Genomic DNA, 14,195 nt, shown 5'->3' with positions numbered 1-14,195 from the left:
CCCTAGGCGGCGGATGCGCGGTGCTCGTCGAGGGGTGGGAGCGGCGCTTCGTCGAGTTCGACCGTTTCGAGGTAGGTCGGCACCTCGCAGCGCCAATGCAGTTGCTCGGCGATGCGCCGGCGCAGCGCATCGGCTGCCGCGGGTTCGCCGTGCGTAATGAAGGTGCGCTTCGGCGCGCCCGGCATCTTGCCGAGCCATTCGAGCAATTCGGCGTAATCCGCGTGGGCCGAGAGCGACGAAATGGATTCGACCGCCGCGCGTACGGGCACGTATTCGCCATGCAGCTTGATCGTCGGCGAATGCTCGGCGAGCGCGGCGCCCCGCGTGCCCGCCGCTTGGTAGCCCACGAGCGCGATGGCGTTGCGCGAGTCGGGGGCGAACGCTTTCAGGTGGTGCAGGACGCGGCCGCCGGTAGCCATGCCGCTGCCGGCGATGATGACCATCGGCCCGCGCCGGCCGGATATCTCCTTGGATTGATCCACCGTGCGGACCATGACGGCTGCCCGGCCGATCGCATCCGCCTCGGAGATCGTCAAGCGATGCTCGCTGAGACGGCGACGATACAGTTCGGTCACGCTGACCGCCATCGGACTGTCGAGGAACACCGGGACGTTGGCCATCCGTCCGGTGGACTTCAGGATCGAGATGTAACGCAAAATCGACTGCGCCCGCCCGACGGCAAAGCTCGGGATGACGACGACGCCGCCGTGCTTGAACGTGCGGATGAACAGCGCCTCGAGTTCGTCGAGCGGATCGGCCGTGTCGTGCAACCGGTCGCCGTAGGTCGATTCCACGACCAGATAATCGGCCGACGCGAGCGGCGCGGGCGGCCGCATGATCGGATCGTTCGGCCGGCCGATGTCGCCGGTGAACACGATGACCTTGCCGCACATGTGGAAGACGACGCTCGCGGCGCCGAGGATATGTCCTGCGGGGAGCAAGCGGAAACCCGCGTGATCGCCGAGCAGCATGGGCGTGTCGAACGGATGCGGGACGATCAGCTCGAGCGCGCGCTCGGCATCCTCGAGCGTATAGAGCGGCAGGGCGGGACGGTGTTTCGAAAAGCCGTGCCGGTTAGCGTACTCGGCTTCTTCCTCTTGCAGCTTTGCGGCATCGCGCAACATGATGCCGCACAGGTCGCGCGTGCCCGGTGTCGCGTAGATCGGTCCTTTGTAGCCCATGCGCACGAGCACGGGCAGATAGCCGCTGTGGTCGATGTGGGCGTGGGTGAGGATGACGGCGTCGAGCGAGGCCGGGTCCAGCGGGGGCGGCGCCCAGTTGCGCAACCGCAAGTTCTTCGTGCCTTGAAACAGGCCGCAATCGATCAAGATCCGCTGGCCTGCGCCTTCGAGCAAGTATCTGGAGCCGGTCACTGTCTCGGTTGCGCCGAGAAAGGTCAGTCGCATAGGGGGGCGGCTCCTTCCGATAAAAGCGATTAGATAGGCACGTCGGCAACGAGCGTTTCACGCAGCGCGTCGACGAACCGCATGAACGAGGTCAGCGAGCCGGCGACGCTCTGGTACTTCTCCCGCCCGATCTGGCCGTCGAGCGTCACGAGCAAGCCCGCATTGCGCGCGAGTTCGAGCACGTCGTCGACGGCGTCCGTGGTTTGTTTCGTAGCTTGGCTCGACATGGCGGTTCTCCGTATGGCGTTTCGTCGCGAGCCGGGCGGTATTCGGTTGGGGCCCGGCTGAACGGATGCGGTATCCGATGTCTGCAGTATTGGTCGAGCGCCGGGCCTTGCAAATAAGTTCCTGCCGAACTTCGCGTAGGCGGGCGGGTGTCGTTGTCGGCATTTGCCTACAAAGGGGCGGCATGTCGGGTATCTCGAGCTTGGGCGCGCGGCCGATGGTTGCCATCTTCACCCGCCGCCGGCGCGCTGAGCTTGATCGGAATCAATGCGCCCGCGCGCCGCTGAGCGATGCTATGGAGGTGGCCAAGCGCTTGCCGACGTTCGATCGTTTCGATAGCGGCGATTGGCCGACCCAATCCCCCACTGTGACGGAGCATGTCGATGAAGTCCGACGATGAACTGCGGCAAGACATAGTCGAAGAGTTGCAATGGGACCCCGCCGTCGACGAGCGCGGCATCGAGGTCGCCGTCCACGATCGCTTGGCGACGCTGACCGGCACGGTGCCGAGCTATGCGCACAAGATCGCCGTGGAAAAAGCGGTGCAGCGCGTGGATGGCGTGCGGGCATTCGCCGTTCGGCTCGATATCTCGCCCCCGGCCGAGCAAACGCGTGCCGACGAGGCGATCGCCGCCTCGGCCACGGCCGTGCTCGACGCCACCGACGGCTTGCCGCCCGGGGCGATCAGCGTCAAAGCCGATCGCGGCTGTCTCACGCTGAGCGGCACGCTCGAGTGGGGCTATCAACGCCGCGCGGCGGAAATCGCGGTGGGGCGTCTGCGCGGCGTCTTGGGGATCGTCAACCGGATCGAGGTTCGCTCCGATGCGGATGCGGCCGACGTCGAGGCGAAGATCGCGGGCGCACTCAAGCGCCGGGCCCGCGCGGACGCGCAACGCATGAACATCGAGGTGCGCGACGGCGTCGTGACGCTCTCCGGCGCCGTCCATTCGCTCGCCGAGAAGCGGGCCGCCGAAGGCGTCGCATGGGCAACGCGCGGCGTGCGCGAAGTGGTCGACCGGTTGACGGTCGAGTAAGGCAGTGCTGCACAACGGAGCGTATAGATTATGTCGAAGCGATATCGAATGGCGGCGGCGGGCCTGGGCGCGGCAGCGGCGCTGCTCTGCGCCACGGGCGTGATGGCGCAAACGGACGCGACGCCGACGGAGCCGTCGGTCTTGATGCAGCACGGCATCGCGTATGTGAGCGGCGGCATCGGCGAAGACGAGGTCGCGGCCATGAACAAGATGGCCGCGCAATACAGTTTGCGCGTGATGGTGGCCGGAGCGGGCGGCGAATATCTGTCGGACGTCGACGTGGCGATCGCCTCCGCGGCCGGAAAGCCCGTGTTTTCGGCGCGCACGGACGGGCCGATCTTGCTCGTGCGCTTGTCGGCCGGGCATTACCGCGTGAGCGCGACGAGCGGCCAGGCGAGCGTGACGCATACGGTCGTCGTGCCTGCGCATGGAACGGCCCGGCTCGATCTACACCTGAAAGCGCAATGAATTGCAGCAACCCTGGAGCCGTCACGCGCTGCGTCCCGGAGCGCGACGTGCAACGTATCTAAGTCGACGACAAGGAGAAACACCATGTATCGCAATATCATGCTCGCCGTGGACGGCAGCTCATCGTCCAAACGCGCGATCGAGGAAGCGCTGCGACTCGCGGCGCTCGCGCACGCGAAGATTCATGCGGTCTATGTCGTCGACAAATCGGCGCTATTCAACTACGGCGGATACTACGACCCGCAAGCGTTGCTCGACGCCTTACGCGGCGACGGCCGCTCGGCGCTCGGCCAGGTGCACGCCGCGCTCGTGGCGGGCGGCGTCCAAGGCGAAGAGGAAATGGTCGAGACGGAAAGCATGGCCGACGACGTCGCCACCTGCCTGCAACGCCACGCGGAGCATATCGGTGCCGATCTCGTCGTCATGGGCACGCACGGCCGGCGCGGCGTGCCTAGGCTCGTGCTCGGCAGCGTGTCCGAGCGATTCCTGCGGTTTTCGACGTGCCCGGTGATGCTCGTGCGCGCCGAGCCCGAGGCGGAGCAGCCGGCATAGCCGGCTTCGATCACCGCTTCGATTCACGCCTTCAATTCAACGACGTGGCTGCGCTTCGAAATGCGGTTTGCAGTCCGTAATCGAAGCCCAGCACGATCAGCGAGCAGAGCAAGCCCATCGCCAGATTCGTGAGCCGGTGCTCGAGATCGGGATGCCGGCCGAGCCACGCGACGGCGAGAAACGCCGCCTCGGCCACGACTTGCACGACGAATATCGCGATCATCAGCAGATACTCGTAACCCATCGAGTGGTAATTGGAAAAATCGACGCCGTGCATGGCGATCCAATAGCCGACGCGATAAACCTCATACACGACGAACAGCAGGGGAAACACGTAGCTGGCGACGTAGGTGGGCTTCGTCGCGTGCCGCAATTCCGGATGGAAATGATGAACCTGTTGCATCGTGACCTCCTTCGGTGACGATTTCACTCTAGATTAGCGCTCTTTTCGCGCATTTGATATGTGTCAATCCACGCGTTGCGGTGCCGCGTACAGTGAAAATTTGGCTTTGCCCTAATCGCCGCCATGGACCGCAAGAACGATTTGGTCAGCACATTGCTTACGGTCAGCTTGCTCGTGCTGATCGCTTTTCAATTGCTCACCCTGCGCGCGCCGGCCCAGCCGGTGGACTACAGCGACTTCCGCCGTTTGGTCGCCGCGCGTCAAGTCGACGACCTCGAGATCACGCCGACGCAGATCACCGGTACCGTGCGCATGCCCGGCGCGAGCGCCTTGCTGCCGGCCTCGGCCGCGAAGGCGCTGCAAGCGCAAGGATCGCCTTGGCGCTTTACGACCACGCGGGTAGCCGACGATCGTCTGACCGATGAGTTGGCCCAGGCGGGTATCCGCTATCGAGGCGCGAGCGATAGCACGTGGATGGGAACGCTGCTTTCTTGGATCGTGCCCGTGATGGCGTTCTTCTTCGTCTGGAGTTTGCTGATGCGGCGCGGGGGAGGCGGGGCGATGCAGGACTTCATGGGTGTCGGCAAGAGTAAGCCGCGCGTCTACGTGCAAAAGGAGACGGGCGTGACGTTCGACGACATTGCCGGCATCGACGAGGCGAAAGCCGAATTGCGGCAGATCGTCGAATTCTTGCGCAACTCGGAGCGTTACCGCCGGCTCGGCGGCAAGATTCCGAAAGGCGTGCTGATCGTCGGCGCGCCGGGGACCGGCAAGACGTTGCTGGCCAAGGCCGTGGCCGGCGAGGCGTCGGTGCCGTTCTTCTCGATCAGCGGCTCGGCGTTCGTCGAAATGTTCGTAGGCGTCGGCGCCGCGCGGGTGCGCGATCTATTCGAGCAAGCGCAGCAAAAGGCGCCTTGCATCGTGTTCATCGACGAGCTCGATGCGCTCGGCAAGGTGCGCGGCGCGGGCGTCAGTTCGGGCAACGACGAGCGCGAACAAACGCTCAATCAACTGCTCGTCGAAATGGACGGCTTTCAGCCGAACTCGGGCGTCATCATCATGGCGGCGACCAACCGCCCGGAAATCCTCGATCCCGCGCTGCTTCGGCCCGGGCGTTTCGATCGCCATATCGCGATCGACCGCCCCGACCTTGTCGGGCGGCGGCAAATCTTGTCGGTCCATGTGAAGCACGTCAAGCTCGCGCCCGACGTCGATTTGGCCGAGCTTGCTTCGCGCACGCCCGGGTTCGTCGGCGCCGATTTGGCGAACGTCGTCAATGAAGCCGCGTTGCATGCGGCCGAACTCGAGAAGCCGGCCGTGGAGATGTCCGACTTCGACGAGGCGATCGACCGCGCGATGGCCGGCATGGAGCGCAAGAGCCGGGTCATGAACGCACAAGAGAAGGTCATCATCGCGCACCACGAAGCCGGCCATGCCTTGGTCGCCCAAAGCCGGGCGCATTGCGATCCCGTGAAGAAGGTGTCGATCATTCCGCGCGGCGTGGCCGCGCTCGGCTACACGCAGCAAGTGCCGACCGAAGACCGCTATGTGCTGCGCAAGAGCGAGCTGCTCGACCGGCTCGACGCACTGCTCGGCGGCCGGGTGGCCGAAGAAATCATGTTCGGCGACGTATCGACGGGCGCCGAGAACGATCTCGATCGCGCGACCGCCATGGCGCGCCATATGGTGGAGCGTTACGGCATGAGCGAACGGTTGGGGCTGACCACGCTCGGTTCGACGACGTATCCCGTCCCGGGCGACGGCACGCGCTACAGCGAGAGCACGGCCCGGCTCGTGGACGAGGAGGTCAGGCGGCTGTTGCGCGAGGCGCACGAGCGCGTCGAACGTACGCTGCGCGAGCGGCGCGCGCCGCTCGAGAGGATCGCCCGGCGGCTGCTCGAATGCGAGGTCCTGGACCACGAGACGCTCTTGCAGTTGATCGAGGGCGAACTGCCGGGCGCGTGCGCGACGAGTTCAGCCGCGGTGCCGCCGAGCGACCGGCCTGCGCCGCCGGTCGGGCGAGCCGATCCCGAGCCCGGCGCGGCGCACGAAAAAGCGCCCGATACCGCGCCGCATACCGCGGCGCATTGAGGCTATTGGGGACGAAGGCAAATCGATAGCAGACGGAAAGCTATGCGAAATGCACCGTGCCCGGTGCCTCCCACTTCAAGATAACGGCGGCGGGGCGAAGCGCTCTGCCAACTCGATCAGCGCGCCACGCAATTGGGCGAACTCGCTTGCTTTGTCCAAGAAGAGCCGGGCACCGAGCTCCAAGCACAACTTGCGCATTTGCGCGTACGCCGAATTGCTCAGGACGATGACTTCGATACCGGGCCGATGCTGCCGCACCCATTTCAATATCGTCAGGCCGCTCGTGCCGGCTTTCAATTGCAAATCGATAATGACCACCGCGGGATCGCTCGCCTGGATGGCGGCGAGCGCCAACGACGGCTCATCGGCTTCGGCCACGATATGGGCGCCGGGAACGGTCCGAACGAGGTCGCATAAGCGTTCGCGGATCGGCGCGTAGTCCTCTACAAGTAATACCTTCATGATCACAACCAACTCTTCCGGTTCACGCTTGCAGTGTCCGGGAAACGGTAACCCGTGAAAATCAGCCATGGATTTGATTCTTGTGCGTTTTTGTAAGGGCTTGTCGGACATGCCTTACACGGCGTTCGGAGCAAACGTTTGCATCGCCGGATGGCGGCAATCGGTCGCGAGCGCTAGACTGACGTATCGTTCGTGCATTCCTCAAATCAGGGGCGGTCCGTGACTAGTGAGCCGATACCATCGAATGGGCATGGCGACGTTCCTTCCCTCGCCCGCATCTCGCCCGAGGACCGCTACCGCGTGATGGTCAATGCCATCAAGGACTACGCGATCTTTCTGCTCGATGCGAAGGGCCGGATCGCGACGTGGAACGCGGGCGCCGAGCGGATCAAGGGCTACCGCGCCGAGGAAATCATCGGGCGTCATTTCTCGGTGTTTTACCCGGAGGAAGTCGCGGCGCGAGGCTATCCGGCCGAGGAGCTGCGCCGCGCGGCGGAGCTAGGGCGGTGGGAGGACGAGGGCTGGCGCGTGCGCAAGGACGGCTCGCGCTTTTGGGCCAACGTCGTCATTACCGCGCTGCGCGATAAGGACGGCGAACTGCTCGGGTTCGCCAAGATCACGCGCGATTTGACCGAGCGCAGGCGCACGGAGGAGCAACTGCGGCAAAGCGAGGAGCGCATGCGGCGGCTCATGGATGCGGTCGAGGATGCGATCTTCATGCTCAATCCGCAGGGCCAGGTGACGAGTTGGAACGGCGGCGCGACACGTGTGCTCGGCTTTCATGCCGCGGAAATCATCGGCCGGCATTTCTCCCGCTTTTATCCGATCGAAGGGATCTCGGCGCGGGAGCCCGAGCGCGAATTGGCGGATGCCGCCGCGTACGGACGTATCGAACGGGAGGGGTGGCGCCTGCGTAAAGACGGGTCGCGCTTTTGCGCGAACGTCGTCGTGACGGCCGTATACGGCCTGTCGGGCGAATTGGTGGGATTCGCCAAAGTCGTGCGCGACATCACCGAGCGCAATCAGTTGCGTCAACTCGAATACGCGAGCGAATTGGCCGCGCGTATCGAAGCAACCCGCGAAGAAGAAAAGAAACGCATTGCGCGCGAATTGCACGACGATCTCGGGCAGCAACTCACCGCATTGAAGATGGACTTGACCGCGTTTAGTTCGGCCCAAGCGCCGCACGGTGAGGACGAGCAAAACGCGTTGCGTATTCGTGCCCAGGCGATGCGCGAAGCGGTCGATCACGCCATTGCGTCGGTGCGGCGGCTCGCGGCCGGTCTGCGGCCCGCGGTGCTCGACGACCTCGGCTTGTTGCCCGCGCTCGAATGGCTCGTGGATGACTTCCGTCAGCGCTCGCGCCTGAGCATCGACATCGTAAGCAATGCCGAGGACGTCGTCTTCAACGATGCCGCGTCCACGGCGATCTTCCGCATCGTGCAAGAGGCTCTGACGAACGTCGTGCGGCACGCGCACGGTGCAACGACGGTCGAGATCGAGTTGATTTGCACCTCCACCATGTGCGATGTGGCGATCTCGGACAACGGCTCGGGCATCGATACCACCGATCCTCACGTAGGGCGTCCGAGCCCCTCGGGATTGGCCGGCATCCGCGATCGCGTACGAAGGCTGGGCGGCACGGTCGTGATCGGAAGCGTGGCCGGCGGCGGCTTCGCGATACGGTTATCGGTGCCCCGGGAAGCGGTCGAGGTGCCCGGCACGCGCTGATGCCCGGGCCGGCCGGCGGTGTGCTCGATACTCAATACCGCGTGCTCGATTGCGTCACTTCGGGTTCTCCGCAGTGGGCAAGGATGACGTCGTGTACTTGCGAGCGCAACAGCGCCATGGCACTGAAGTCGCTCCCCGCCGGCGCGATCGCGGGCAAGATGGCGACCCGCACCTCACCCGCGCGCACGAACCAATCGCCGTCGCGTAGTGTCGCGCGTGCGCCGTTCAGTGCGACGGGCACGATCGAACGCCCGGCCACGCACGCCGCGCGAAAGGCGCCGAAACGGAACGGCCGCAGTCCGGCTGCGCGCACGAACGTACCCTCGGGAAAGAACAGCAGCGTTTCGTCGGCGGCCGCCCGCTCGACGAGCCGCGCTTCGTCGTCGAGGCTCGTCCGGTAATCGGTGCGTTCGACGAACCGCACGCCGAGCGCGCGCAGCAAGCGTCCGACGAACGGCCGCGATGCCAATTCTCGCTTGGCGACGAAATGCACGGGGCGCGGTAACGTCGCGATCAATATCACGGCATCGACATAGCTCGCGTGATTCGCCGCGATGATGACGCTCGTATTCGGTAGCGTGCCGGGATCGAGCTCGACGCGGATGCCCGCCGCGCGAAGCACGATGCGCGAGGCATGAGCGGCGACGCGCCAATTGCGCTCGAAATCCGCGCGCCAAGCAATGCGCAACCAAACGATGGGCGCCAGCGCCGCGACCACCGCCCAGCACCAGAGCCCGCGCGCGAGGGTTGAGCCGTGGCCCAAGGAACGGCGAGCAAACGGAACGATGCTGCCCGCGAGCGTCGTGGCCGCTTGCCGCCAAGCCTGCCGTTCCCCGGCCAGCGCTCGGCCGGTTTTCTCGCCTTGCGCATGGCGCTCGAGCAGGACGGCGTGCCGGATCTTGCCGCTCGGCGTCTTCGGAATCGTATGAGGCAGGGCGAGTACGATGCGCTCCGGCGGGGCGCCGAAACAGCGAATCGCGGTTGCGTTGACTTCGGCGATGAGGCGCGAACGGGCCGCTTGCTCCGCTTCGCTCGTTTCGACGAACACGATCAAACGTTGCGTGCCGCTGACCGGGTCGGTTTCTCCGCAGGCGGCGACTCCACCCGGCGTGACGCCGGATAGTCGCCCCACGGCATCTTCGAGTTCGTAAGGGAAGAAGTGCCGGCCGCCGCGGATGATGAGGTCTTTCTTGCGGCCGGTAACGTATAGCTCGCCGTCGGCCAAATAGCCGAGGTCGCCGCTATCGAGCCAATCGCCGTCGAAGAGTTCCGTCGTGCGTTCGGGATTGCGGTAATAGCCTTGCGTGGCGGCCGGCCCGCGAAATTCGATTCGGCCGACGCGGCGATCGGGCTGTAAGCCGCCGTTTTCATCGACGATGCGGATTTGCGCATTCGACAACGCAAAGCCGCAGCCCACGATCTCGAGCGATTCGTCGCCGTTCAGCGCGCGCACGGCTTCACCCGATTGCGCGAACGCGGTGCGCAGGATACGGTCGGTTACGATGCCGCGCGACGCGGGCGGAAACGTCAGCGCCAACGTGTTTTCGGCCAAACCGTAGACGGGCGCGAGCGCGCGGGCATCGAATCGCGCAGCGCGCATGCGCTCGGCGAACGCGCGCAACGTCGGCGCGCTGACGGGCTCCGCGCCGCAGAACGAGAACCGCAACGACGATAGATCGAGCGCTGCCGATTCGGCTTCGCTCAGATGCGCCGCGCATCGCGCGTAAGCGAAGTTCGGCGCGGCCGTCAGCGTGCCTCGGTAGCGCGTCACGAGTTGCAGCCACAGCGCGGGGCGCGCGAGGAACGCGAGCGGCGAAGTGACGACGAGTGTGATGCCGAAGTACAGCGGCGCGAGCCATGCGCCGATGAGTCCCATGTCGTGATACAGCGGCAGCCAACTGACGAGAACGTCGTCGGCGCGCACGTCGATCCGCTCGCCCATTGCCCGGATATTCGCGAGCAGATTGCCGTGCGTAAGGATGACCCCCTTCGGCGCCCCCGTGCTGCCCGATGTGTATTGCAGCATGGCGATGTCGCCGGCATGCCGTGCGACGATCGTATCGAGTTCGCGCGCTTCGATACGCTCCGGCGTGAGCACGTGACGGATCGTCGAGACGCGCGCCTTCAGCAAACGGCCGACGGTTTCCGCGCGATCGAACGTCACGAGTACTTTCGCCTGCGCGTTTTCGAGCAGCGCGGCGTGCCGCTCGATGTGCTCTTCGAGTTGCGTTGCCTGCGCCGGCGGATAGATGGGTACCGCGATCGCGCCGCACAGCAAGATCGCGGTGAATGTCACGAAATACTCGAGGCTCGTCGGCAGCATCAATGCCACGGTGTCGCCCGGATCGACGCCCAGCGCGCGCAAACCGCCCGCCTTTCGCATGGCGCTTGCTCTCAGGGCACCGTAATCGAGCGGAGACTGCGTCTGCCCGTCGGGCTCGACGAGGATGACGTGGGTCCGCTCCGGGTGAAGATCGGCATGCCAATGCAGCGCCTCGGTCAACGTTTGGGCATGTGCCGGGCTATCGAGTCCATCCGATGTCGATCGTTCCCGCGTTTGCGCCGCCGCTATCTTGACGGCCTCACCGCCTTGCGGCGAGGAGCCCGGCAGTGTTGCGGCCGGCGATGACCCTTGTGCGATCAGTGCGTCGAGCAAATCGCGCAAGCTCGTCGCGCGTGCAAACGTATCGACGGAAAGACGCACGCCGAATGCCGCTTCGAGACGTATGAACAATTCGGAGCGCGCGAGACTATCGAAGCCGAGATCGCGCTCGAGTTGCGCGTCCAACGCCGGCTCCGGGCTGGCTCGTCCATCGCCGCGCATCTCGCCGGTCAGCGATCGCACGAGCGCGAGCAGGCGAGGCGCGGTGGCCGCGCGCCGGGCTTCGCGAATATCCGAGCCGAGCCGCTCGTCTTTCATGGCCGACCTGTCAGCGATGCGAGCGCGAAGCGCGCTCGCCTTCGAGTATTCGACCGGAGCGAGGACAAGGTGCGTTGACCTGCGTCAAGCAAGCGCATGGTGACTCGGCGCAATCTTCCGTTACGGGCCGATGCGGCGAACAGCCGGCACCCGCTTAAGGAGAGCGTCGATGAAAGTCGAGGAATTCCGCAGTCCCCATACCGTTCACGTACCGATGACCTGCACGGTCAAGGAAGCGGCTAAACAAATGCGCGAGCAGCATGTCGGTGCGCTGATCGTGACCGAGGACGGGCCGCCCAGGGGCCGAGTCGTGGGCATCGTCACCGACCGCGATATCGTCGTGAAGGCGGTGGTGTTCGACGGCGACCCGGAAAACCTGCTCGTCGCCGACATCATGCATACGCACGTGCTATCGGTCGAAGCGAGCGCCGATATCGGCGACGCGCTGCAAACGATGGCGAGTCACGGCGTGCGGCGCCTTGCCGTGACGGGGCAAGCGGGCACGCTCGTCGGAATCTTATCGCTCGACGACGTGCTCGATGCCATGGCACGCGACTGGGCGTTGCTCGCGGCCGTCGTGCGCTCGGAACGTCAGCGCGAGCGCACCGGCAGCGTGCAATCGCCGTTGCCGACGGCATGAGAGGCTCGCGCGCCGGCGTGCGCTTGCGCCGGCGCCGTCGGCCTCGCTGTCAAAACTCGTAGTTCACGGCTAGGTCGAACACGCCCGATGCGCGCGTTTGCGTAATGGGACTGTGCGCGGCCGAGCCGACGAGTTGCTGGAATGCGCCGTCGGCGCTGACGATCCAATGCTTGCTTATCGTCAACGATGCCGACACGCCGAACCCGATCGAGCGAATGCCGGGCGACGCGTCGTATTGCCGATAGCCGGAGCGTGCCGACTGGCCCGCGTTCACGCCGAACCAGCTATTCATATAGCGCGAATCGGCGATGGTCATCGTCGGCCCCGCGAACCAAGCGAACTTCTCCGAGCTGCCGGGCATCGGCATATAGGCGCCGAGATCGCCTATCCAGCCGTTGTCGCCGCCGAAATTGCGGCGCAAGTCGGCTCGGAGCACGAGCGGAAACGATTTCGATATCGCGTATTCGCCGAGCAGCCGGAGACTAGGCGCGGGGTTGATGTTGCCCATGCCCTGCAAGTGGCCGAGATCGTCCGCCTCGCGCCGGCCCAAATCGTAAGCGGCCCCGATCCCCACGCGCCAGTTCGGCCCCGTGAGTACGTTCATGCCGAGCCCTTCCCCGGTCGATAGAAAGAAGCGGTCGCGATAGCGGATATCGACGCTGGGCCCGGCCATCCAGTGGTAACGATCCGAGCCGTCGTAACGCGGTTGAAAACTCGCGGACGGGCCGACGCGAATGCGCCACGTGGGCAGCTTCGGTTCGAACATCTGCTCGAGCAAGATGCCCGAGGAGTACTGCCATTCGGCGAGCGGCGAAGGCGTTTGCGCGTGCGCCGGCGCAGGGCCGAGAACCGCGAAAAGCGCGCCTGCGGCGGCAAGGCGCGAAGCATGCGAAGTCGACATAGGTTTTTTTTCCTCGTTCGATATTGCTATCGATGCCGGTACGCGTACCGAGACCGTTAGAGGAGGTCTAGCAAATCGTGCCAGACCTGGGAGCAAATTGCATGCCCTTTTTTTGTCGCGGAATGCTCGTGCGGGAGCGCATTTTGCATCGTTTCGCGTTTGCGTCGAGACCAACCGGGGAGAGGGAACGTGACCGAGCGCGACAATGCCCAGCCGAGCGACGATGTCGTGCTCTGGCGCACGATTCGCCCGGCGATGGCCGACCATCGCCGCGTGCTCGTCGTGGACGACTACCGCGACGCGGCCGAAGCGTTGCAACTTTTGCTCGACGCCGACGGCTTCGAATGCCGTGCGACGAGCGACCCGCATGAAGCGTGCGCGATCGCGCGCGATTGGCAACCGTTCGCGGTGCTTCTGGATATCGCCATGCCGGGCCTCGACGGGCTCGAGGTTGCGCGCCGGCTACGCGCCGATTCCGCCACGATGCACATGCTGCTCATTGCCTGCACGGGCTATGCGTCGTCGCAGGACCGCGCCAGCGCGCGGGCGGCCGGCTTCGACGCGCACTGCGCGAAGCCGTTGACGCCGCAACTGATCCTGCGCGTGCTCGAATTCGCGAGCGAAGGCTCGCATCGCGTCGCCGACGATCTCGGCGATGCCTACGGCGGCGCGCCATGCGCCGGGCTCTGAACCGATGACGCCCCGAATGCCTACGCGTTTGCGGGTGCGCTGACGGACCGGCATCGGGACCTTGTCAGCGCAATTAGGGCGTGCTCCAATCGCGGCGATCGTCGAACAAGGAGAGGAGACCGTGAGGCATTCGTTGCGTGCATGTGCTGTCGTTGCTGCCTGCGCAGTTCAAGCGGGTTCGGCCTGGGCCGGAGCGCCGCGCGCGAATCACGGCAACGACCCGTTCTTTCAAGTGTCTACCGCGATTCCGGGTTGCCCGGTACCGCTCGGTCCGTTGCAAACAGACGAGGAGTGGCTGGCCGATTCGCATTACAGAATCGAACGCGGCAACAGTTGTTGGTGGGAGGGGCGGTGCCGATTGTCGAATAGCTATCTCTACGACAAGGGCATCGAAGAGGCGGTCAACCGCCGTCTCTCCAACATCGAGCGGGCAACCCACTGGCGCGAGCACACCACGCTCTGGCTGATGCTGCAGCGCCGGTTCATCTATGTGCAGGGCTGTGTGGCGCCCGATTTCGATAAGCAGGCTTTCTTGGCGGAGCTTCGGAAAACGGCCGATGTGGAGCGCGTCATCGACGATACCACCGCCGATCCCGCGAGCGACGCGCTGCCTTATCGCACGCTTGCGGCGCCCGATAAGCCGGCCTATCCGCACGACGACGATTGAAATCG

Annotated in this window: 14 protein-coding genes; 8 read left to right on the top strand and 6 right to left on the bottom strand. The window is 65.0% G+C overall.

Going from position 1 to position 14,195, the window contains the following annotated elements; translation table 11 throughout:
• Positions 1-2: 2 nt before the first annotated feature.
• Positions 3-1,406 (bottom strand): MBL fold metallo-hydrolase RNA specificity domain-containing protein, encoded by a 1,404-nt coding sequence (locus C0Z18_RS20790; RefSeq protein ID WP_102647326.1) that lies wholly within the window; start codon positions 1,404-1,406, stop codon positions 3-5.
• Between the two features lie 29 nt (positions 1,407-1,435).
• Positions 1,436-1,633, bottom strand: coding sequence for a hypothetical protein (locus C0Z18_RS20785; RefSeq protein ID WP_102647325.1), 198 nt, complete (start codon positions 1,631-1,633; stop codon positions 1,436-1,438).
• Positions 1,634-2,014: 381 nt separating this feature from the next.
• Here C0Z18_RS20785 and C0Z18_RS20775 point away from each other — a divergent pair, with 381 nt between their 5' ends.
• The 3 genes from C0Z18_RS20775 to C0Z18_RS20765 all read left to right on the top strand — a co-directional run bounded on the left by C0Z18_RS20775 (position 2,015) and on the right by C0Z18_RS20765 (position 3,685).
• Positions 2,015-2,665, top strand: coding sequence for a BON domain-containing protein (locus tag C0Z18_RS20775; protein WP_102647391.1), 651 nt, complete (start codon positions 2,015-2,017; stop codon positions 2,663-2,665).
• A gap of 30 nt (positions 2,666-2,695) precedes the next feature.
• Positions 2,696-3,133 (top strand): carboxypeptidase regulatory-like domain-containing protein, encoded by a 438-nt coding sequence (locus C0Z18_RS20770; protein WP_146014060.1) that lies wholly within the window; start codon positions 2,696-2,698, stop codon positions 3,131-3,133.
• An 84-nt stretch (positions 3,134-3,217) separates the two neighbouring features.
• Positions 3,218-3,685 carry a universal stress protein gene (locus C0Z18_RS20765; protein ID WP_102647322.1) on the top strand — a complete coding sequence of 156 codons (468 nt, stop codon included), beginning with the start codon at positions 3,218-3,220 and terminating at the stop codon, positions 3,683-3,685.
• Between the two features lie 31 nt (positions 3,686-3,716).
• On the opposite strand, the gene C0Z18_RS20760 is transcribed toward C0Z18_RS20765, so the two are convergent.
• Positions 3,717-4,088 carry a hypothetical protein gene (locus C0Z18_RS20760; protein WP_102647321.1) on the bottom strand — a complete coding sequence of 124 codons (372 nt, stop codon included), beginning with the start codon at positions 4,086-4,088 and terminating at the stop codon, positions 3,717-3,719.
• A 123-nt stretch (positions 4,089-4,211) separates the two neighbouring features.
• Between C0Z18_RS20760 and ftsH the strand changes: the two genes are divergently transcribed.
• Entirely contained in the window at positions 4,212-6,179 is a 1,968-nt protein-coding gene (gene ftsH, locus C0Z18_RS20755; RefSeq protein WP_102647320.1) for an ATP-dependent zinc metalloprotease FtsH, read from the top strand.
• Between the two features lie 75 nt (positions 6,180-6,254).
• On the opposite strand, the gene C0Z18_RS20750 is transcribed toward ftsH, so the two are convergent.
• Entirely contained in the window at positions 6,255-6,752 is a 498-nt protein-coding gene (locus C0Z18_RS20750) for a response regulator (protein WP_102647319.1), read from the bottom strand.
• Positions 6,753-6,875: 123 nt separating this feature from the next.
• Here C0Z18_RS20750 and C0Z18_RS20745 point away from each other — a divergent pair, with 123 nt between their 5' ends.
• On the top strand, positions 6,876-8,372 hold the full coding sequence (locus tag C0Z18_RS20745; RefSeq protein ID WP_408647082.1) for a PAS domain-containing sensor histidine kinase: 1,497 nt from the start codon (positions 6,876-6,878) through the stop codon (positions 8,370-8,372).
• A 31-nt stretch (positions 8,373-8,403) separates the two neighbouring features.
• Here C0Z18_RS20745 and C0Z18_RS20740 read toward each other — a convergent pair whose 3' ends face one another.
• Entirely contained in the window at positions 8,404-11,292 is a 2,889-nt protein-coding gene (locus C0Z18_RS20740) for an AMP-binding protein (protein WP_102647317.1), read from the bottom strand.
• Between the two features lie 169 nt (positions 11,293-11,461).
• Between C0Z18_RS20740 and C0Z18_RS20735 the strand changes: the two genes are divergently transcribed.
• Positions 11,462-11,932 carry a CBS domain-containing protein gene (locus C0Z18_RS20735; RefSeq protein WP_102647316.1) on the top strand — a complete coding sequence of 157 codons (471 nt, stop codon included), beginning with the start codon at positions 11,462-11,464 and terminating at the stop codon, positions 11,930-11,932.
• Between the two features lie 49 nt (positions 11,933-11,981).
• On the opposite strand, the gene C0Z18_RS20730 is transcribed toward C0Z18_RS20735, so the two are convergent.
• Entirely contained in the window at positions 11,982-12,833 is an 852-nt protein-coding gene (locus C0Z18_RS20730) for a MipA/OmpV family protein (RefSeq protein ID WP_102647315.1), read from the bottom strand.
• A 189-nt stretch (positions 12,834-13,022) separates the two neighbouring features.
• Here C0Z18_RS20730 and C0Z18_RS20725 point away from each other — a divergent pair, with 189 nt between their 5' ends.
• Together C0Z18_RS20725 and C0Z18_RS20720 are read left to right on the top strand one after the other, a co-directional pair.
• Positions 13,023-13,523 carry a response regulator gene (locus C0Z18_RS20725; RefSeq protein ID WP_233217409.1) on the top strand — a complete coding sequence of 167 codons (501 nt, stop codon included), beginning with the start codon at positions 13,023-13,025 and terminating at the stop codon, positions 13,521-13,523.
• 121 nt (positions 13,524-13,644) lie between these two features.
• Complete coding sequence (locus tag C0Z18_RS20720) at positions 13,645-14,190, top strand: hypothetical protein (protein WP_102647314.1); 546 nt, start codon at positions 13,645-13,647, stop codon at positions 14,188-14,190.
• Positions 14,191-14,195 lie beyond the last annotated feature (5 nt).

The organism is Trinickia dabaoshanensis (assembly GCF_002879885.1).
GTDB lineage: Bacteria > Pseudomonadota > Gammaproteobacteria > Burkholderiales > Burkholderiaceae > Trinickia > Trinickia dabaoshanensis.
The sequence above is the reverse complement of the archived record's forward strand: the minus strand, read 5'-3'. Positions and strand labels throughout refer to the sequence as shown.